Origin of the sequence: Actinophytocola sp., from assembly GCF_035762905.1 — a bacterium.
Classification (GTDB): domain Bacteria; phylum Actinomycetota; class Actinomycetes; order Mycobacteriales; family Pseudonocardiaceae; genus DASYTH01.
This window is the reverse complement of record NZ_DASUCC010000041.1, coordinates 130049-149182: the sequence shown is the minus strand read 5'-3', so window position 1 is coordinate 149182 and position 19134 is coordinate 130049. Positions and strand designations below refer to the sequence as shown.

Sequence of the window (19134 nt, the reverse complement as noted above, 5' to 3'; positions counted from 1 at the left end):
ATAGCGCCGAACGTCGGCTAGCCTCGCCACAGTGAGCAGAGTGGATGCGGACATTGTGGCCGTAACGGTGTATCCGGGACAGGCCCGGATCACCCGGCGTGGCACGGTTTCGCTTGCCGCGGGCGAGAACCGGGTGGTGATCGGCGGGCTGCCGCTGACCCTGCGGGCCGACTCGGTGCGCGCCGGCGGGCACGGCCCGGCCACCGTGCTCGGCGTGGACGTGCTGCCCGAGCGCAATCCCCGGTCGCCCGACGTGGCCGTCGAGGAGCTGGAGCGGCGCCGGGACGCGGTGCGGGACCGGGTGGCCGAGCTGAACGACGAGGACACGGTGCTGGCCGGCCGGGCGGACCTGATCACCGCGCTGGCCCGGCGCTCCGGTGCGGCGTTCGCCCGGGCGCTGGCCGCGGACTCGGTCGAGGTGTCCCGGGTGGCCGCGGTGAGCGACGGCCTCGCCGAGCAGCTCGCCGCGGTGCTGGCCGCCCGCCGCCAGCTGACCGAGCGGCGCCGGGCGACCCAGCAGGAGCTCGACGAGCTCGAGCGCCGGCTGGCCGACCGGATCGCCGCGCAGGCCCCGGACCGGATGGCGGTCGCGGTCAGCCTGGACGTCGCCGCGGCCGCCGACATCGAGCTCGAGCTGTCCTACCTGGTCGACGCGGCCCGCTGGGAGTCGCGCTACGACGTGCGGCTGCGCGGCGAAACCCTGACCCTGACCTGGTTCGGGCTGGTCAGTCAGCACACCGGCGAGGACTGGCCGGAGTGCGACCTGCGGCTGTCCACCGCCCGCCCGGCCAGCGCGGTGACCGTGCCGGAGCTGGACCCGTGGTACCTGGACCGCGAGCAACCGGTGGTCCCGCTCAGGGCCGGTTTCGGCATGGCCGCCGACATGGAGATGGAGCGGATGCCGGCACCCGTGCCCGCCCAGGCGCCCGGCGGCGGTGGGTTCCGGCAGTTGGTCGCGCAGGCCAAGGCCGAGGTCGCGACCGCAACGGCGAGCGTCGAGCACGGCGTCGCGGCGGCCACCTACCGGCCGGCGCGCCCGGTCGCGGTGCCCGCCGACGGCTCCGCGCACCGCACCACCGTGCTGCAGGCCGAGCTGCCGGCCCGGTTGGACCATGTCACGGTGCCGTTGCGCGGACCGGAGGCCTACCTGCGGGCGACCGTGGTGAACTCCTCGGAGCACACGCTGCGGCCGGGGCCGGCGGCGATCTTCCACGAGACCGAGTTCGTCGGCAGCACGGCGCTGGAACCGTGGGCCCCTGGTGAGGAGGTGGAGCTGGCGCTCGGCGTGGACGACCGGGTCCGGGTGGAGCGCGAGCTGGTGCGCCGGACGGCCGGCAAGGCGGTGCTCGGCAACACCCGGCGGCACGAGGCGGCGTACAAGATCACGATCGGGAACTACGGGCCGCGGCCGGCCAGCGTCACGGTGATCGACCAGGTTCCGGTCTCCCGGGACGACGGGATCACCGTGCGGGACGTGCAGCTGACCCCGAAACCGGCTGAGCAGACGGAGTTGGGCGAGGTGAGGTGGACGTTGGAGCTGGCGCCGAACAAGACCGCGGAGCTGACCATGGGGTTCCGGGTGGACGTGGCCAAGGGCGTGCGGCTGACCGGGTGGCGGGACTGATGGGCGCCCCGGCCAAGCCGTGGCACGGCGTGCTGGTGGCCACCGCGCTGCCGTTTCGCGGCCCGGACCTGGCCGTGGACCTGGACGGCTACGCCGAGCACGTGAAGTGGCTGGCCGAGGCCGGCTGTCACGGCGTGGTGCCGAACGGATCCCTTGGTGAGTACCAGGTTCTCACCCCCGAGGAGCGAGCCGCCGTGGTGCGCACCGCGGTCGACGCCGCACCGGCCGGCTGCGTGGTCATGCCCGGGGTGGCCGCCTACGGCGCGCTGGAGGCCCGACGGTGGGCCGAGCAGGCCGGCGAGGCCGGTTGCCCGGCGGTGATGCTGTTGCCGCCCAACGCCTACCGGGCCGACGAGCGCGCGATCGTCGCGCACTACCGCGAGGTGGCCAGGGCCGGACTGCCGATCGTGGCCTACAACAACCCGCACGACACCAAGGTGGACCTGACCCCGGAGCTGCTGGCCCGGCTGTTCGACGACGGCCTGATCGTGGCGGTCAAGGAGTTCAGCGGCGACGTGCGCCGGGCCTACCGGATCGCCGAACTGGCCCCCGGGCTGGACCTGCTGGCCGGTGCCGACGACGTGCTGCTCGAGCTGGCGTTGGCCGGCGCGGTCGGCTGGGTGGCCGGCTTCCCGAACGCCTTGCCGCACCAGTGCGTCGAGCTGTACACCGCGGCGACCGGCGCCGACCCGGCCACCGCAGTGCCGGCCTACCGGCTGCTGCATCCGTTGCTGCGCTGGGACTCCCGCACCGAGTTCGTGCAGGCGATCAAGCTGTCCATGGACGTCGCCGGCCGGTACAGTGGACCGTGCCGGCCTCCGCGCGAGCCACTGTCCACTGCGGACGCCGAGGAGATCGTGCGGGAAACGGCGAAGGTGTTGAGGCACTGATGCGCTCGCGGAACGTCTTCCACGCGGTGGACTCGCACACCGAGGGCATGCCGACCAGGGTGATCACCGGCGGGGTCGGCGTGCTGCCGGGCCGCACCATGGCCGAGCGGCGCGCACACCTCATCGAGCATCTGGACCACCTGCGCACCCTGCTGATGTACGAGCCACGCGGCCACGCGGCGATGTCCGGTGCGATCCTGCAACCGCCGACCCGGCCGGACGCCGACCACGGCGTGCTGTTCATCGAGGTCTCCGGGGTGCTGCCGATGTGCGGGCACGGCACGATCGGCGTGGCCACGGTGCTGGTGGAGACCGGGATGGTGCCGGTGACCGAGCCGGTGACCACGGTCCGGCTGGACGTGCCGGCCGGGCTGGTGACCGCCGAGGTCGCGGTGCGCGACGGGCGGGCAACGGCGGTGACCATCCGCAACGTGGCCTCGTTCGCCGCCGCGCTGGACGCGAAGGTGGACGTGCCCGGATACGGCACGGTGCGCTACGACCTGGCCTACGGCGGGAACTTCTACGCGATCGTGCCGCTCGAGGAGCTCGGGCTGCCGTTCGACCGGGCCGAGCAGAACCGGTTGCTCGACGCCGGGATCGCGATCAGGAACGCGATCAACGCCACCGATCCGCCGGTGCACCCGGAGGACCCGGCGGTGCGCGCGGTACACGGCGTGTACCTCGCCGCGCCCGGCTCGGACGCCGCACACTCCCGGCACGCGATGGTCCTGCCGCCCCGGTGGTTCGACCGGTCGCCGTGCGGCACCGGCACATCCGCGCGGATGGCGGCGCTGCACGCGCGCGGCGAGCTGGGCCTGCACACCGACTTCGTGAACGAGTCCTTCCTCGGCACCAGCTTCACCGGCCGGCTCGTCGGCGAGACCACGACCGGCGGCCGGCCGGCGGTGCTGCCCACGATCACCGGCCGGGCCTGGGTCACCGGCACCGCGCAGTACCTGCTGGATCCGGCCGATCCGTTCCCGGCCGGATTCCTGCTGTGAGCGGCAGATGACCGACGTGGTGGTGATCGGCGCGGGCATCGTCGGAGCGGCCTGCGCCTACTACGCCGCCCGGGCCGGCCTCGCGGTGACCGTGGTGGACCGTGGACCGCTCGCCGGCGGTACCACCAGCGCAGGCGAGGGCAACATCCTGTTGTCGGACAAGCTACCCGGGCCCGAACTCGACCTCGGCCTGCTGTCCTACCGGCTGTGGCGGGAGCTGGACATCGGGCCGATCGAGCTGGAACCCAAGGGCGGCTTGATGATCGCCAGCACCGAAGCCGCGATGTCCACTGTGGACGATCTGGCCACGGCGCAACGTGCGTCCGGAGTGGACGCCATCATGGTCAGCGACCTGGCCGCCTACGAGCCGCGGCTGCGGCCCGGACTTCCCGGCGGCGCCTACTATCCGCAGGACCTCCAGGTGCAGCCGATGCTCGCCACCGCCCGCCTGCTGCGCGCCGCCCCCAACCTCGAAGTCCATTATGGACATCCGGTGACCGCGATCGAGACGGACCGGGGACGGGTGGTCGCGGTTCGCACCGCCGGCCGGCGCATCCCGACCGGCGCCGTGGTCAACGCGGCCGGCGTCTGGGCCGGCGAGGTGGCCGGGCTGGCCGGCGTCACCCTGCCGATCGCGCCGCGCCGCGGCTTCGTGCTGGTCACCGAGCCGCTGCCGCCGCTGGTGCGGTACAAGGTGGCGACCGCGGACTACCTGGACAACGTGGCCAGCGGCGACGCCGGGCTGCAGGCGTCGGCCGTGGTCGAGGGCACCCCGTCCGGCACCATCCTGATCGGCGCCAGCCGGGAACGGGTCGGCTTCGACCGCGGCTTCGCCCTGCCGGTACTGCGCCGGCTGGCCGCGCAGGCCATCGCGCTGTTCCCGTTCCTGGCCGGGGTGCGGCTGCTGCGCGCCTACCGCGGGTTCCGCCCGTACAGCCCGGACCACCTGCCGATGATCGGCCCGGACCCGCGGGTGGCCGGCCTGTTCCACGCCTGCGGGCACGAGGGCGCCGGGATCGGGCTGTCCCAGGCGACCGGACGGGTGATCGCCGCCGAACTGACCGGCGCGCCGCGGTTGCTGGACCTGACCCCGTTCCGGCCGGAGCGGTTCGCATGATCACCTTCGCCGGCCGGGAGATCCCGTTCGAACCCGGGCAGAGCATCGCCGCCGCGCTGATCGCGGCCGGTGTCCGGTCCTGGCACCGGACCCGCCGGGCCGGGGCGCCGCGCGGGCTGTTCTGCGGCATCGGCGCCTGCTTCGACTGCCTGGTCACGGTGAACGGCGCACCGGCCCAGCGGGCCTGCCTGCTGCCGGCGCGCGACGGTGACGTGGTGGCGCCGGTGAGCGAGCTGGCGAGCGAATCGTCGGGCCGGCCATGACCTACGACATCGCGGTGATCGGCGCCGGACCGGCCGGACTGGCCGCCGCGGCGCGGGCGGCCGGCGCCGGTTGCCGGGTGGTCGTGCTCGACGCCGGACCGCGGCCGGGCGGGCAGTACTGGCGGCACCGCGCCGGATCGGCCCCGGCCGACCGCCGGTTCCGGGCGCTGGCCGGCGCGCTGGATCGGGTCGACTACCGGGCCGAGGCCAGCGTGTGGTTCGCCGAACCGGGGTTCACGCTGCACACCGGCGCCGGCGAGGTCAGCGCCGAGCGGCTGGTGCTGGCCACCGGCGCGCACGACCGGGTGGTGCCGTTCCCCGGCTGGGACCTGCCCGGGGTGACCACGGCCGGCGGCGCGCAGGCGTTGCTCAAGGGGCACGGGGTGCTCACCGGCCGGCGGATCGCGGTCGCCGGCACCGGGCCGTTCCTGCTGCCGGTGGCCGCCGGGCTGGCCGCCGCCGGGGCCCGGATCGCCGGCGTGTTCGAGGCCGGCAACCCCCTGCGGGTGCTGCGCCGCCCGGTCCCGGCGGCCAAGCTGGCCGAGGTGGCCGGGTACGCGGCCCGGTTCGCCCGGCACCGGATCCGGTACCGCACCGGCCACGTGGTCGTGGCCGCCCACGGCGACGTCGAGGTGTCCGCGGTGACCGTGGCCGGCCGGGACGGGCACACCCGGCGGGTCCGGTGCGACGCGCTGGCCGTCGGCTACGGGTTCGTGCCGGCGCTGGAACTGCCGACCCTGCTCGGCTGTGCGGTGTGCCTGGATACCGACGGCAACCTGGTGACCGCCGTCGACCACACCCAGCAGACCTCGGTGCCCGGGGTGTTCGCCGCCGGCGAGGTGACCGGCGTCGGCGGGGCGGACCTGGCGCTGGCCGAGGGCGCGATCGCGGGTGCCGCCGCCGCGGCGTCGCTCGGCGGCCGCACCCCCGACGACGCGGTCCCGGCCGGACCGGCCGGCCGGCGGGCGCGGCTGCGCCGGTTCGCCGCGACGCTGCACGCCGCGCACCCGGTGCCGGCCGGCTGGCCGGACCGGCTGACCGCGGACACCGTGGTGTGCCGGTGCGAGGAGGTGCCGCTGCGCGCCGTGCGCGCGGCGGTGACCGAGCTGGGCGCGACCGACGCGCGCACGGTGAAATCGCTGACCCGGGCCGGAATGGGCTGGTGCCAGGGCCGGATCTGCGGCTACCCGGTGGCCTGCCTGGCCGCCCGGCTCAACGGCCGCCCGGTCGCCGAGTCCGATCTGGACACGTTCGCCCGCCGGCCGATCGGCTCGGCCATCACGCTCGGCCAGCTGGCCGAGGGTGATCGAACAACGCCATGAGCCGCGGCAACGGGCCGAGATCGCCCTCGCTGGAACGCAACGACAGCAGTTAATCCCGGAGCGGCGGCAACTGCCGGTACATCACGTGCAGGCCGACGTAACCCTTGGTGGGATGCCGAAAGGCCTCCGGAACGGTGCCGACGATCTCGAAGCCGAGCGAGCGCCACAGCGCCACCGCGCGGGTGTTGGTCTCCACGACGGCGTTGAACTGCATGGCGCGGTAACCCTGCGCCCGGGCCCACGCCAGGGAGTGCTCGCCGAGCGCCCGGCCGACGCCCCGGCCGCCGTGCGCCGGGTCGACCATGTAGCTGGCGCTGGCCACGTGCGCGCCCGGGCCGTCCCGGTTCGGGTTCATCTTGGCCGAGCCGAGCACGGTGCCGTCCTGGTCGACGGCGACCACGGTCGTGCCCGGCGCGGCGAGCATCCAGATCGCCCGGGCCGCGTCCTCGGTCAGCTCCGGGTCGTAGGCGTAGGTCTCCCCGGCGGCGACGATCTGGCGCAGGAACGACCAGATCGCCGGCCAGTCCGCCGGGGTCGCGGTACGGATCAGCACGCCGTCAGCGTGCCACGGTCAGCCTGACGGCGGCCGGGCGGCCGGGATCAGGTCCAGCAGGCCGAGCGCGTGCGCCGCGGCGAGCGCACCGGGCCGGTTGCGCGCGCCGAGCTTGCGGAACAGCCGGGCCTGGGTGTTCTCCACGGTCTTCTCCGCGATGCCGAGGGCCCGCGCGGTCAGCCGAACCGTGTGGCCGTTGGCGATCGAACGCAGAATGTCGCATTCGCGGGAGGTCAGCTCCGGCAGGCCGGGGGCGGTTCCGCCGGAAGGGCCACGCACGGCATCGAGCAGGGCCGCGGCAGCACTCTCCTCGATCGCCAGGTAGCCGTGCGTGGCCAAGGTCAGGGCCGGCACCAGGTCGCTGGCCACCCGGTCGGCGGTGACCACCGTGAGCGCACCGCGCAGCAGCGCGCCGAGCACCTCGGCCCGGGGCGGCGGGGTGCTGCGCACCAGGGCGACCGGCAGTCCGGCGTCCCATCCGGTGGGCCAGTCCGACGACGCCGGGTCCACCAGGACCACGAAAACCGACTCGGAGCCCTCACCCTCCGCGGGTCTGCGTCTGTTCGCCTCCACCTCGGTGGCCACCGAGATGCCGCCGGCCAGCAGCGCCGTGGCGACCTGCTCGCGGGTCGGCCCGGCCGCGCCGCGCAGCACGGCCACCACCGTTCCGACCGGACGGCTGCCGGCCGGGCGGGTGGTCGGGCGGGTGATGATGCCCAGTGCGGTCGCCCTGGCCACCACCTGACACTGGCTGGCCACCTCGAGCTTGCGATAGATGCGGCGTTTGGCGTTGGCCACCGCGGAGGTGCTGATGTCGAGCAGCTGGGCGATCCGGTTTGCGGTGTGCCCGGCGCTGAGCAGGGAGATGATCTTGCCTTCCTGCTCGGTGAGCCCGTCCTCGACACCGGCCGAGCGAACCGGGTGGTTGCGGTAGGTGGCGACGTAGCGTTGCAACACGACCAGGAGCGCGTCCAGGCCGTGTGAGCACGGCAGCAGCGTGTCGACGCCGAGCTGCCACAGCGCGCCGAGCTCGGCGGAGGACAGCCGCTCGTAGACCACGACCAACCGGGCCAGGTCGACACAGTCCTTGAGGCGCTTGAGAACCTGCTCGTCGGTACCGATCCCGCCGCCGACGTCGACCAGGACCACATCGGGATGTTGCAGCTCACACAGCATGGGGAGATCGTCGAGATCGGCCACACTGCCGACGACCGCGTACTCCGGTCTGGCTTCGAGACAACCCGCGAGAGCGTCTCTGAACAACCGTCGAGGAGAGCGCAGCGCTACTCGGATCATGTACATCTACCCCTTTGCGCCTGGCACTCCCCGTGACTCCTCATTGTCGTCCTGCGACCACAGTTGCAACAGGCCCTAGGGGTTTTAATTTGGTCAAATCCAGTTTAGGCAGACACTTAGGTACACACAGGCCCCGGGATGATCATCCCGGGGCCCGTGTGTGTCACTCGACTAGCCGATCGAGCACTGTGTGGTGTTCAAGGAGAATCTTGTTGGTCGGGCGTTGGTGGCGCCGTTCCGGGTCGCCGTGAACCCGACATCCCGCACGGTCTGACCTGGGTTGATCGTGCCGTTCCAGCCCGCGTTCTCCACGGGCACACGGAATTCGTCCTGCACCACCGACCCGTTCCACAGGCTGGTGATCTGCTGGCCGTTGGCGAAGCTGAACCGCAGGGTCCAGTTGTTGATCGGCACCGATCCGGTGTTGGTGATGTTCATGTTCGCCTGGAAGGCGCCGGGCCACTGGTTGACGATGGTGTAGCTGACCCGGCAGGCGCTCGGCGGGGTGTCGCCGTGCGAGAAGAACACGTTCGAGCCCAACTCGGACCGCGGCACGCCGGCGTTGCGGGCGATGATGTCACCGAGGTTGCTGCGGAAGTCGATCCCGTAGGTGTTGCGGATGAAGGTCAGGCCCGGGTCGTTGGCGTAGAAGAACCGGTCACCGTCCCGGAGCCGGGTGAACTCGCGGGCCCAGATGGCTCGCTGCAGCTCGCCGAGGTCACCGTTGCTGGCGTGCCGCTCGGCCAGGGCGCCGACGAACGCGTCGACGTTGTTCACGTTGCCGTAGATCGCCTGTAGCCGGGCGGCCAACGGTGCACGGCGCACCGAGTTGATCGGCGTGGCCTCCAACCGGTCCTCGTCCTCCGGGTCGATCGCCGCACCGAACACGTCGGAGAGCTCGCGGAACTCCAGGCTCGCCGGGTTGTCGATGCCGGTGCCGGGCGGGAAGGCCGAGCTGGACTCGCCGGTGATCTGCGTGAACGAGGTCCGGGCCGGCAGCCCGTAGGCCTGGCGCATCTGGTTGTAGGTGGGCATGCCGTGGTCCCGGCCGCGCTCGACGTCGATCGCACCGAGGTCGACCACCGAGTCGAAGCACTCCGGCAGCTCCGGCCCGTCCAGGCACTCGGGGTTGCCGGTGACCGGGATCTGGAACAGCACGCTGCGCAGCTGGTTGTCGATCATCTCCTCGTTCTTGTACTGCGGCTCGCCGCCGATGCCCTGCAGCAGCGGGCCGAGTCCGATCGGCTGGACCAGATCGGGGTTGAAGAAGCCCCGGTTCAGCGGGATGACCAGCTCGACCTCGCCGTCCTCTTCGACCACCTCGATGCCCTGGGCCCGGAACGCGTCGAGCTGTGCCGCCGTCCAGGTGTCCTCCTCGCCGGCGACCTCCATCTCGCCGTGGATCATGCTGTGCACCCGGTAGCCGACCGTGGCGAACTCGTTGGTCAGCGTGGCGTTGACGTTGTTGCGGTAGCCGGAGTACCTGGGGATCGAGACGCCCATCGCCGGCAGGAACTCGTTGTAGGTGATGTACTGCTGCTCGGCGATGATGACCCGCCGGGCGATCTGGAACTTGTCCTCCTCGCTGAGCGAGTTGGGCAGCGAGTTCACGATCCGGTTGTGCTCGCGGGCGAACAGCGTGTGCGTGGCGGTCAGGAACAGGTTCTCGTTGGCGCGCACGTCGCCGGCCACCATGGCCCGGTTCGGGTTGGCCCGCAGGATGCCGTCGATCTCCATCGGCGGTGCGGCCGCCGGGTTGCCGCGGGCGTCGCGCCGGGGCAGGTAGTTGTTCTGCAACAGCAGTCGGCCGTTGTTGTTGGCCGGGTTGCCGTCGACCGAGCCCTCGCGCAGCCAGTCCAGGCGCTGGTTCGTGCCGCCGTAGACCGCGGCCGCGTCGATGTAGGAACTGACCGTGTTGACCTGCTGGCGGGCGTTGTTCACGCCGGTGCCCGGCGCCGCGTCGGAGCGCGTGAACCCGATCACGCCGAGGTCGTTCTCGAAGTCCTCGAGCGGATCGTTGGCGTTGAACGGAATGTTCGCCGGCTCGCCGGCCGGGTCGCCGGGCGAGCGGCCCAGCCGCAGACCGAAGGTGTGGTCCAGGAACTGGCCCCAGGTCCACGCCCACGCGGTCGCCTGCTTCTCGGAGAAGATGTTCTGGTTGCCGTCGTTGAACACCCGGTTGCTGATCGCGCGGGAGTTCGGCCCGGCGACCGGTTGGCTGCGGCCGTCGGCGTACCGGGCGGCGGCGACCCGGGCGTACGCCGTGCCGCCCTGGCCCCAGGTGGGGTTGGCGATGTTGTTGCCGCCGCCGTCCAGGCTCTGGATGGCGAACGGGACGGCGGCGGCCGCGGTGCCCGCCGAGCCGACCAGGCCCATCACCTGAGCCCCGGCCAGCAGCACCGCGGCGGACAGCGTGACGAGTGGATTTCGGCGTCTGGTCCCGCGGACCAATCTGGACGAGGAACCGAATTTAATGTTCATGCCATTCCTCTCCGTCAGTATTTCGACGCCGAGAAAACTGGTGGGTCGGCGACAAAACGGACTAATCGTAGGCAGGGACTGGAAGGCTGGACCGAAGACACGGGTTCACCGACGCGCAAAGGGAGTGCTCGAATTGCGCGCATATTCCACCCACCCTTGGCCGGGCACTGAATTGACGACGATATAAGGCGAGGCCCCGCCCGTGTCATTTCGGCACCTGGGCTAAGCCTGGTACGACTCCAAACAACGGTCAATACCGGCATCCCACCCGTATCCCTTGGGGGATGCGAAATAAGCTTCGGACAAACCCGACACATCGCTGCGCCAACCGGGGGAAGCTCCGGAAGCCACCCTTCCGCGCCGTCGGCGGTACCTGCCAGGATCGGCGCTGACAACGTTGTCACCCTATTTGACGGGGGCCATGACATGTACCGGTCACCGATGTTCGCGATCCTGGTCGGCGCCGGCGTCGCGCTGGCCACCGCCGTGCTGCCGAGCGAACCCGCCGCGGCCGCGCCGGCCCCCCAGGTGGTGATCGACGACCCCGCGCAGTACGTGAACCCGTTCGTAGGCACCAAACCCGGCGGCCCGGACTTCGGACACGGCGGCGGCGCCGGCAACACCTTCCCGGGCGCCGACGCGCCGTTCGGAATGCTGCAGTGGAGCCCGGACACGGTGACCCACCAGCACGGCGGCTACCACTACGACGACAACCGGATCCGCGGGTTCAGCCTGACCCACCTGTCCGGGCCCGGCTGCAGCGACTTCGGCAACGTGCCGTTCCTGCCGACCCTCGGCGCCGCCCCGGTCGGCCACTACACGTTCTCGCACGCCAACGAATCCGCCACGCCCGGCTACTACTCCGTGGCGTTCGACAACGGGCTGCGCACCGAACTCGCCGCCACCCAGCGCTCCGGCATGGCTCGGGTGACCTACCCGGCCGGCGTGCAGGCCTCCCTCGCCGTGGACGCGGCCCGGGCGTTCAACACCGCCAGCGGTTCGATCACCATCGGCACCAACACGTTGACCGGCTTCACGGACAGCGGCGGCTTCTGCGGCGCCGGAAACCGCTACCGGCTGCACTTCTACGCCGTGTTCGACCGGCCGTTCGCCACCGCGGGCGTGGCCGGGCCGGACGGCAAGGTGGATCCCTCCCGCCGGTCGATCGAGGGCACCGGCCCCGGCACCGTGCCACCATCGGCCAAGACCGCCACCGCACAGTCCGGAGTGGACACCCGGCCGGCGCCGCCACCCGATGCCAGCACCGGCTCCGCGGAAACCCTTGCCGCGGCGGCATTCGTCTCGTTCGACACCACGACGAGCCGCACCGTGACGTTCCGGGTCAGCATCTCGTTCGTCAGCCTCGACGGCGCCAGGGCCAATCTCGAAGCCGAGCAGGGCACCCGGGGCTTCGACGTGGTCCGCACCGGCGCGCGGGATGCCTGGAACGGGCTGCTCGGCCGGATCGCGGTGTCCGGCGGCAGCACGACGCAGCGCCGCGTGCTCTACACCAACCTGTACCACTCCCTGCTGCACCCCAACGTGTTCAGCGACACCGATGGGCGGTACATGGGGTTCGACGGGCGGGTCCACAGCACCGCGCCCGGGCACGTGCAGTACGCCAACTTCTCCGGCTGGGACGTGTACCGCTCGCAGGTCCAACTGGTCGCGCTGCTCGTCCCGGCGCAGGCCTCCGACATCGCCCAGTCGGCGGTCAACCAGGCCGTCCAGGGCGGGTTCTTCGACCGCTGGACGGTGGCCAACGGCGGCACGGGCGTGATGAACGGCGACCCGATGTCGATCATCGTGTCGAACCTGCACGCGTTCGGGGCGACCGGGTTCGACACCACCACCGGGCTGCAACGGATGATCACCGGCAGCCACGACGGCCGGCAGCGACCGGGCGCCGCCCAGTACGACACCATGGGATACGTGCCGACCGGCACGGCGGGCGTGTGGGGCTCGGCGGCGACCACGCTGGAGTACACCAGCGCCGACTTCGCCGTTTCCGCCTACGCCGCGCGACTCGGCGACAGCACGACGGCCGAGCTGTACCTGCGCCGGGCGCAGTTCTGGCGGAGCCTGTTCGAGTCGGCCAGCAAGTACATCCAGCCGCGCAACGCCAACACGACCTTCCCCGCCTTCAGTCCGACGCAGCAGAACGAGTACGTGGAGGGGAACGCGGCGCAGTACACCTGGATGGTGCCGTTCAACTACCGCGGCCTGTTCGACGCGATGGGCGGCAACGCGGCGGTGCTGCCCCGCCTGGACACCTTCTTCACCGAGCTGAACGCCGGTGGGGCGCGCCCGTACGCCTACCTCGGCAACGAACCCAGCCTGGAGACACCCTGGGCGTACGTGTACGCGGGCGCGCCGCACAAGACCCAGGACGTGGTCCGCCGAGCGCTGACCACCATCTTCAAGGACACCGCCGACGGGTACGTGGGCAACGACGACCTCGGTCAGATGTCCTCGTGGGCGGTGTGGGCGGCCCTTGGCATGTACCCGGAGGTGCCCGGCCGGGCGGAACTGGTGCTGGCGAGCCCCCAGTTCCCGGCGATCACGGTGACCCGCGGGAACGGAGTGGTGCTGAACATGACGGCGCCAGGAGCCTCGGACACGGTCAAATACGTGCAGGCCCTGACCGTCAACGGCGCTCCATCGGCCCGTTCCTGGCTCCCGGAGTCCTTCGTCCATTCCGGCGGAACCCTCGGCTTCACCCTCACCGCATCGCCCACCCCGTCCTGGGGTGCCACCGAGCCCCCGCCGTCCTTCGACGTCGGCCCGGTCCCCGCCCGCAGCGGCCGGATCACCGGCATCATCGGCAAGTGCCTCGACGTTGCCGCCAGCGGCACGGCCGACGGCACCCGAATCCAGATCCACGACTGCAACGGAACCGGAGCCCAAAACTGGACCCTGGCATCCGACGGCTCGCTGCGGGCGCTGGGCAAGTGCCTGGACGTAGACCACAGCGGCCGCGCCGACGGCACCCGAATCCAGCTGTGGACCTGCAACGGAACCAGCGCGCAACAATGGTGGCCCCGCCCGGACGGCGGTCTACGCAATCCGCCGTCCGGGAAGTGCCTGGACGTGCCGAACAGCAACACCGCGAACGGGACGGCTGTGCAACTGTGGACGTGCAACGGGACCGATGCGCAGACATGGCGGGTTCCGTGAGTGCCTGACGCAGGAGGCGGGCTGGAGGACGGTGCGCCGCCGGCGCCTGATCCGCCGTCGTGCACTGTTGCCTTTCGGTGGGCCTGGGTGGCGTCCCCGGCGACATCGGAACGCTCGGGTCGGTCACCCTGGCCAAGCTGGGCCCGGCGTTCCGCCGCACGGTCATGGACAGGCGCTCAGTGCACACACCCCAGGCTCGGCCTGTCCACAACCGTGCACCGAGCCACCCACTCACCTCCCGCTCTTCGCAAGTCCCAACCCCAGCACCCCAACCCCCGACCTCGCGGTTCCCGCACCCGAATCCCCGAATGACTCGCCGAACAGCCGGCATCGGCCCAACCGCCATCCCTAACGTGCACCACGCCACCCGCCCACCCCCGATCTTCACGAGTTGCCAGCTCCAGCAGCCGAACTCCCAGTTCCAACACCCGAATCCCCGACTGACTCGCCGAGCAGCCGGCATCGGCCCGGCCGGGCCGATGCCGGCTGTGGCCTGGTCGGATCTCCAACTTCTCCCTCTTCCTCGGAGGGCCTATCTCCCTCCTCCCCTTACCCCTTCTCCCTCCCAGCCGCCTTTCCCTTCACCCCCAACCCGCTTGCCCTTCACCCCTCAGCACGCCTTGCCCTTCTCCCTCCAACCCGCGCCCTTTGCCCCTTCCCCCCTCAGCGCCTTGCCCCGTCACCCCCAAACCCGCTTGCCCGTCACCCCTCAACTCGACTTGTTCTCCCTCCACCCACGCCCCGTGCTCCGCCCCCCAGCCCGCCTTGCCTCGTCACCCCCAGCCCGCCTTGCCCCGTCACCCCCAACCCGCCTTGCCCCGTCACCCCAACCCGCTTGCTCCTTCACCCTCCAACTCGCCTTGCTCCTCCACGCCACACCTCCTGTGTCTCTTCTCCCGCACCTTCGCCTTTGGCCCTTCCCTCCTCCCTTTCCTTCCCGCTCGCTTGCACCTCCGCTCGCACTCCCGCAGCTCGCTCATCCAAGCCGGAGACCCGTCCCATGGCCCTCCCTTTTCGCAAGTCGCGGCCCGGATGAATGGACCGTTCGTTCGTCGAACACCTGATCGAGTGAACATTCTTGGAAGATGCGGCCAAGTCGGTAGAATGGCGGCATGAGCGCAGCAATGGAAATCACGGCCCGGAGAGGTCCGGAGCTTCAGGCTGCCCTCAGTGGATTGTTCAGGCAGATGCGGCGTGACTATGCGGACGCGTTGGATATCATCCGCGAATTGGGGCGGCGGCAGGTCGAGGAGACGGCCGGGTATCCCAGTTTGGCCAAGTATCTGTCCGACCTGTTGCGGATCACTACGCGTAAGGCGGCGGCGTTGATCGTGCAGGCTGAGCAGGTGGCCGAGTCCGTAACACCCACGGGGTATGTGGCGCCGGCCAAACTGCCGCTGGCGCGGGAAGCGCTCCATGACGGGATGATTGACGCCGACCATCTCGAGGTGATCGCGGAGACCGTCCGGGCGATCCCGGCGTGGGCGGGGCCGGAGAACACCAAGCTCGTGGAGGCCACGCTCATCGAGACTGCCCGCACTGCCGACCCGCGAGTCGTGCGCAAGTACGGGCGGATCCTGTTGGCACGCATCGACCAGGACGGCGAGGATCCACACCAGGAGGACAAGCTCGCCGAACCGACCAACGAACTGCACCTCCACACCCAGTCCAACGGGTGGGTCAGGTTCCGGGGGCTCCTGGATCCGGAGGCGGGCGAGGAGTTCGTCAGCCTGATCGGGGCCTTGAGCCTGCCTCAGTCTCCGGCCGACGGCGTTCCCGATCCGCGACCGATCGAACTTCGGCGAGGTGACGGTTTCGCGCAGCTGTGCCACAGCGCCGCCCAGATCGACGACGCCAAGGCCGGCGGGAACAAGCCGCACCTGCACCTCTACCTGAACCTCAACACCCTGCTCGAAGGTGTCGGCACCGCCACCATGGACGGCGGAGCATTCCTCACCGCATCCGCCGCACGGCGCGTCGCCTGTGATGCGGGCCTGATACCGGTGGTACTCAACGAGAAGAGTGTCCCACTGGACCTGGGCCGGGAGCATCGGCTGGTGAAACCCGAACAACGGAAAGCGCTGATCGCTCGGGATCGGGGTTGCGCGTTCCCCGGGTGCCATCTACCGGCACGCTGGACCGACGCACATCACATAAGGCACTGGGCATACGGCGGAACTACGGATTTGCACAACCTGGTTCTGCTATGCCGAAGGCATCACCGGCTGGTGCACCACTCAGAATGGTCAATCCGAATGATAAACGGGTTGCCGTATTTCAAGCCGCCGAAATGGTTGGATCGTACGCAGAAACTTCGGCGGAACGTGCTGCGGCAATAGCCCTGGACGGGCATCCGATCCGTCGCGGGCTGGGAGGTGAGCGGCGCTGGCAGACTGACGGCATGAGTGAGTCGCTGGGCGCCGAGGAAGATCCGTACCTCTGGTTGGAGGACGTGACCGGGGAGGAGGCGCTGAGGTGGGTACGGGAACGGAACGCGGAGACGGTCGCGGAGCTCGCCGGGACGGCGCGGTTCCTGGAGTTGCAGGACTCGCTGCGGGAGGTGCTGGACGCGGACGACCGCATCCCCTACGTGCGGCGGCGGGGACGATACCTCTACAACTTCTGGCAGGACGCGGCCAACCCTCGGGGGGTGTGGCGGCGGACGACCTTGGAGGAATACCGGACGGAGCGTCCGGCGTGGGAGATCGTCCTCGACGTGGACGCGTTGGGGGCGGCCGAGGAGGAGAACTGGGTGTGGCAGGGCGCCACGGTGCTGTGGCCGGAATGCCGGCGGGCGCTGGTGGAACTGTCTCGGGGTGGGGCGGACGCGAGTGTGGTGCGCGAGTTCGACCTGGTGGACCTGCGGTTTGTCGAGGACGGGTTCGAGCTGGCGGAGGCCAAGAGCAACATCGGGTGGATCGACGACGACCGGATCTACGTGGGGACCGACTTCGGACCCGGGTCGTTGACCAACTCGGGGTATCCGCGCGTGGTGAAGGAGTGGCGGCGGGGGACGCCGTTGAGCGAGGCGACGACGGTGTTCGAGGGGAAGCCCGAGGACGTGTCGGTGCACGCTTACCACGATCCGACGGAGGGATTCGAGCGGGACTTCGTGCACCGGGGGTTGGACTTCTGGCGGAGTGAGAAGTACCTGCGGACGGCGGACGGGCTGGTGCGGTTGGAGGTGCCGGAGGACGCGCGGATCAGCGCGCACCGGGAGTGGTTGCTGATCACGACGCGGACGGAGTGGGGAAAGTATCCGGCCGGTGCGCTGTTGGGGGTGCGGTTCGACGACTTCCTGGCCGGGGAGCGGGAGCTGACCGTTCTGTTCGAGCCGGACGAGCACACCGCGTTGCAGTACCACGCGTGGACGCGGAACCACCTGATCATGGCGATGTTGACCGATGTGAAGAGCCGATTGGAGGTGTTGACACCGGGACCGGACGGGTGGATTCGGGCGCCGTTGGCGGATGTGCCGGACATGGTGTCGGCCGAGATCATCGACACCGATCCGGATGAGAGCGACGAGTACTTCCTTGACGTCAGTGGGTATACGCAGCCGGGAACGTTGCGGCGAGGGGTCATCGGGGAGGACGCCGAGACGGTCAAGGGGGCGCCGGAGTTCTTCGACAGCACCGGAGTGTCGGTGCGGCAGCACTTCGCGACCTCGGCGGACGGGACTCGGGTGCCGTACTTCGTGGTCGGGCGGGAAACCGGGGAACCCGGGCCGACGCTGCTCACCGGGTACGGGGGGTACGAGATCTCGCTCACCCCCGGATACAGCGGGACGATCGGGCGGGGGTGGTTGGCTCGGGGTGGAACCTATGCGGTGGCCAACATCCGGGGCGGCGGGGAGTACGGCACGCGCTGGCACACGTCGGCGATGCGGGCCAACCGGATCAAGGTGTACGAGGACTTCGCGGCGGTGGCGGCCGATCTGGTGGAGCGGGGAATCACCACGCCGGAACAGCTCGGCATCCAGGGGGGCAGCAACGGGGGGCTGCTGATGGGGGTCATGCTCACCCACCACCCCGACATGTTCGGGGCGATCGTGGCCCAGGTTCCGCTACTGGACATGCGGCGCTTCCACCGGATGCTGGCCGGCGCGTCGTGGATGGCCGAGTACGGGGACCCGGACGAACCGGCGGACTGGGCGTACCTGCGGCACCATTCGCCGTACCACAACATCCACAGTGGACGGAGCTATCCGCCGCTGCTGCTGATCACGTCCACCCGGGACGACCGGGTGCATCCCGCGCACGCAAGGAAAATGATGGCCAGGATGCGCGAGTCCGCCCACGACGTTCGCTACTACGAGAACATCGAGGGCGGACACGGCGCCGCGGCCGACAACGAGCAGATCGCGTTCAAGTCGGCCCTGGTGTACGAGTTTCTCTGGCGCAAGCTCGACTACGACCGGTAGGGGTTGCGGGTGTAGGTCAGGCTGAACGCGCCCTCGCCGGCGAAGTAGGCCGACACCAGGTAGGCCGGGTCGGTGGCGAGCAGGCCACGCGGAATGTCGGTGCCGTCATTCTGGTCGTCCCAACCCCACGGCGGGTTGGCCGCGTTGTCCGCGCCGTTGTCGCCGCGGAAGGCCCCCGTCGGGCCGGTGAACGTCGTCGGGTCGGTGCGGTGTGCCCACAGGCCGCCGCCGGCGAAGACATCCGCCAAGCGGTAGGCCACCGACCGGTCGTTGCCGCCGGAGGGCACCTCGGTGGCGGTGGCGCTCGGGAAGTAGATCACCCCGTCGTTGCCGGGGAAGTTGGCGCCGTTCCAGCCGAACACGCCGTGGCCCTTGGGTTCCTGGCGGGTGGTCGGGTGGGCGAGGCCGTCCACGGTCTGCATGATCAGCGTGCCGTCCACGCTCTCCCGGCCGCTTGTGTACGGGCTGCCGGCCGGCACCCAGGAGTAGAAGTCGCTGTGCGCCACGGTGACCATCGCCTCCAGCGCCCCGTACGTCGAGCCGTCCTTGCGCACGGTCAGCAGCGCGCCCTCCATGTCGTTCTCGTGGGTGAACAGCTCGAACGGGTCCGGGAAGTCCTCCCAGTCCCGCGGGTGGTAGAAGCCGTACAGCAGGAACCAGTGCGTCGAGGTCTCCACCACCGAGTAGTAGGTCCAGCCGGCGAGGAAGGCCGGGTTGTCGTCCTGGTGTTCCCAGTTGTTCAGCGTGTTCCACTCGGCGTCGTAGTCGATCCGGGTGAGGAAGTCCGCGTCGTAGTCGGACGAGTCCGTGTCCTGGTAATGGATCGGAGCCCAGCGCAGGGCCAACTCCGCGTCCGTGACGGCCGCCGCGGGCACCGGGCTGACCACCAGGAACGCGCCGCCGGCGAGCACGACGGCGAGGCGGCGAAGCAGGTTCATCGTCAACGCACCTCCGTAGCAGGGTGAAAGAGCTTCACCTACGTACCAT

General features: G+C 70.5%; 13 protein-coding genes. 9 read left to right on the top strand and 4 right to left on the bottom strand.

Annotation, left to right across the window (positions count from 1 at the left end):
• The first annotated feature begins 31 nt into the window (after window positions 1-31).
• From VFV67_RS08120 to VFV67_RS08095, 6 genes are read left to right on the top strand one after another with little or no spacing between them, the layout of a single operon-like run.
• A complete protein-coding gene (locus tag VFV67_RS08120; RefSeq protein WP_326468476.1) occupies window positions 32-1624 on the top strand; it encodes a mucoidy inhibitor MuiA family protein in 1593 nt (530 codons plus the stop codon).
• Window positions 1624-2514, top strand: a complete 891-nt coding sequence (locus tag VFV67_RS08115; protein WP_414636203.1) for a dihydrodipicolinate synthase family protein — start codon at window positions 1624-1626, stop codon at window positions 2512-2514. Before VFV67_RS08120 ends, VFV67_RS08115 begins: the two co-directional genes overlap by 1 nt.
• On the top strand, window positions 2514-3515 hold the full coding sequence (locus tag VFV67_RS08110) for a proline racemase family protein (RefSeq protein ID WP_326468473.1): 1002 nt from the start codon (window positions 2514-2516) through the stop codon (window positions 3513-3515). Before VFV67_RS08115 ends, VFV67_RS08110 begins: the two co-directional genes overlap by 1 nt.
• Before the next feature lie 7 nt (window positions 3516-3522).
• Entirely contained in the window at window positions 3523-4632 is a 1110-nt protein-coding gene (locus tag VFV67_RS08105; RefSeq protein WP_326468471.1) for an FAD-binding oxidoreductase, read from the top strand.
• Entirely contained in the window at window positions 4629-4895 is a 267-nt protein-coding gene (locus VFV67_RS08100; protein ID WP_326468470.1) for a (2Fe-2S)-binding protein, read from the top strand. Before VFV67_RS08105 ends, VFV67_RS08100 begins: the two co-directional genes overlap by 4 nt.
• A complete protein-coding gene (locus tag VFV67_RS08095; protein ID WP_326468468.1) occupies window positions 4892-6217 on the top strand; it encodes an NAD(P)/FAD-dependent oxidoreductase in 1326 nt (441 codons plus the stop codon). The genes VFV67_RS08100 and VFV67_RS08095 overlap by 4 nt, the downstream gene beginning before the upstream one ends.
• 49 nt (window positions 6218-6266) lie before the next feature.
• Here VFV67_RS08095 and VFV67_RS08090 read toward each other — a convergent pair whose 3' ends face one another.
• The 3 genes from VFV67_RS08090 to VFV67_RS08080 all read right to left on the bottom strand — a co-directional run bounded on the left by VFV67_RS08090 (window position 6267) and on the right by VFV67_RS08080 (window position 10547).
• Window positions 6267-6770: a GNAT family N-acetyltransferase gene (locus VFV67_RS08090; protein WP_326468466.1), complete on the bottom strand. Its 504-nt coding sequence runs from the start codon at window positions 6768-6770 to the stop codon at window positions 6267-6269.
• Window positions 6771-6788: 18 nt separating this feature from the next.
• A complete protein-coding gene (locus VFV67_RS08085) occupies window positions 6789-8033 on the bottom strand; it encodes a LuxR C-terminal-related transcriptional regulator (RefSeq protein WP_326468464.1) in 1245 nt (414 codons plus the stop codon).
• A gap of 204 nt (window positions 8034-8237) precedes the next feature.
• The gene (locus tag VFV67_RS08080) at window positions 8238-10547 is read right to left on the bottom strand and encodes a peroxidase family protein (RefSeq protein ID WP_326468462.1); all 2310 of its coding nucleotides are present in this window, start codon (window positions 10545-10547) and stop codon (window positions 8238-8240) included.
• Window positions 10548-10988: 441 nt separating this feature from the next.
• Here VFV67_RS08080 and VFV67_RS08075 point away from each other — a divergent pair, with 441 nt between their 5' ends.
• From VFV67_RS08075 to VFV67_RS08065, 3 genes are all read left to right on the top strand, one after another.
• Window positions 10989-13724, top strand: a complete 2736-nt coding sequence (locus VFV67_RS08075; protein WP_326468460.1) for a lectin — start codon at window positions 10989-10991, stop codon at window positions 13722-13724.
• Between the two features lie 1112 nt (window positions 13725-14836).
• The gene (locus tag VFV67_RS08070) at window positions 14837-16063 is read left to right on the top strand and encodes an HNH endonuclease signature motif containing protein (RefSeq protein ID WP_326468459.1); all 1227 of its coding nucleotides are present in this window, start codon (window positions 14837-14839) and stop codon (window positions 16061-16063) included.
• Between the two features lie 62 nt (window positions 16064-16125).
• Window positions 16126-18147 carry a prolyl oligopeptidase family serine peptidase gene (locus tag VFV67_RS08065; RefSeq protein WP_326468458.1) on the top strand — a complete coding sequence of 674 codons (2022 nt, stop codon included), beginning with the start codon at window positions 16126-16128 and terminating at the stop codon, window positions 18145-18147.
• On the opposite strand, the gene VFV67_RS08060 is transcribed toward VFV67_RS08065, so the two are convergent.
• Window positions 18135-19085, bottom strand: coding sequence for a hypothetical protein (locus VFV67_RS08060; RefSeq protein WP_326468457.1), 951 nt, complete (start codon window positions 19083-19085; stop codon window positions 18135-18137). The genes VFV67_RS08065 and VFV67_RS08060 overlap by 13 nt on opposite strands.
• Window positions 19086-19134: the final 49 nt, after the last annotated feature.

What these genes read in the sequence shown, in the direction of transcription:
- VFV67_RS08100 (WP_326468470.1), top strand. Translation starts at nt 4,629, where the DNA reads ATGATCACCTTCGCCGGCCGGGAGATCCCGTTCGAACCCGGGCAGAGC.
- VFV67_RS08060 (WP_326468457.1), bottom strand. Translation starts at nt 19,085, where the DNA reads ATGAACCTGCTTCGCCGCCTCGCCGTCGTGCTCGCCGGCGGCGCGTTC.
- VFV67_RS08080 (WP_326468462.1), bottom strand. Translation starts at nt 10,547, where the DNA reads ATGAACATTAAATTCGGTTCCTCGTCCAGATTGGTCCGCGGGACCAGA.
- VFV67_RS08065 (WP_326468458.1), top strand. Translation starts at nt 16,126, where the DNA reads ATGAGTGAGTCGCTGGGCGCCGAGGAAGATCCGTACCTCTGGTTGGAG.
- VFV67_RS08095 (WP_326468468.1), top strand. Translation starts at nt 4,892, where the DNA reads ATGACCTACGACATCGCGGTGATCGGCGCCGGACCGGCCGGACTGGCC.
- VFV67_RS08115 (WP_414636203.1), top strand. Translation starts at nt 1,624, where the DNA reads ATGGGCGCCCCGGCCAAGCCGTGGCACGGCGTGCTGGTGGCCACCGCG.
- VFV67_RS08105 (WP_326468471.1), top strand. Translation starts at nt 3,523, where the DNA reads ATGACCGACGTGGTGGTGATCGGCGCGGGCATCGTCGGAGCGGCCTGC.
- VFV67_RS08075 (WP_326468460.1), top strand. Translation starts at nt 10,989, where the DNA reads ATGTTCGCGATCCTGGTCGGCGCCGGCGTCGCGCTGGCCACCGCCGTG.
- VFV67_RS08070 (WP_326468459.1), top strand. Translation starts at nt 14,837, where the DNA reads ATGAGCGCAGCAATGGAAATCACGGCCCGGAGAGGTCCGGAGCTTCAG.
- VFV67_RS08110 (WP_326468473.1), top strand. Translation starts at nt 2,514, where the DNA reads ATGCGCTCGCGGAACGTCTTCCACGCGGTGGACTCGCACACCGAGGGC.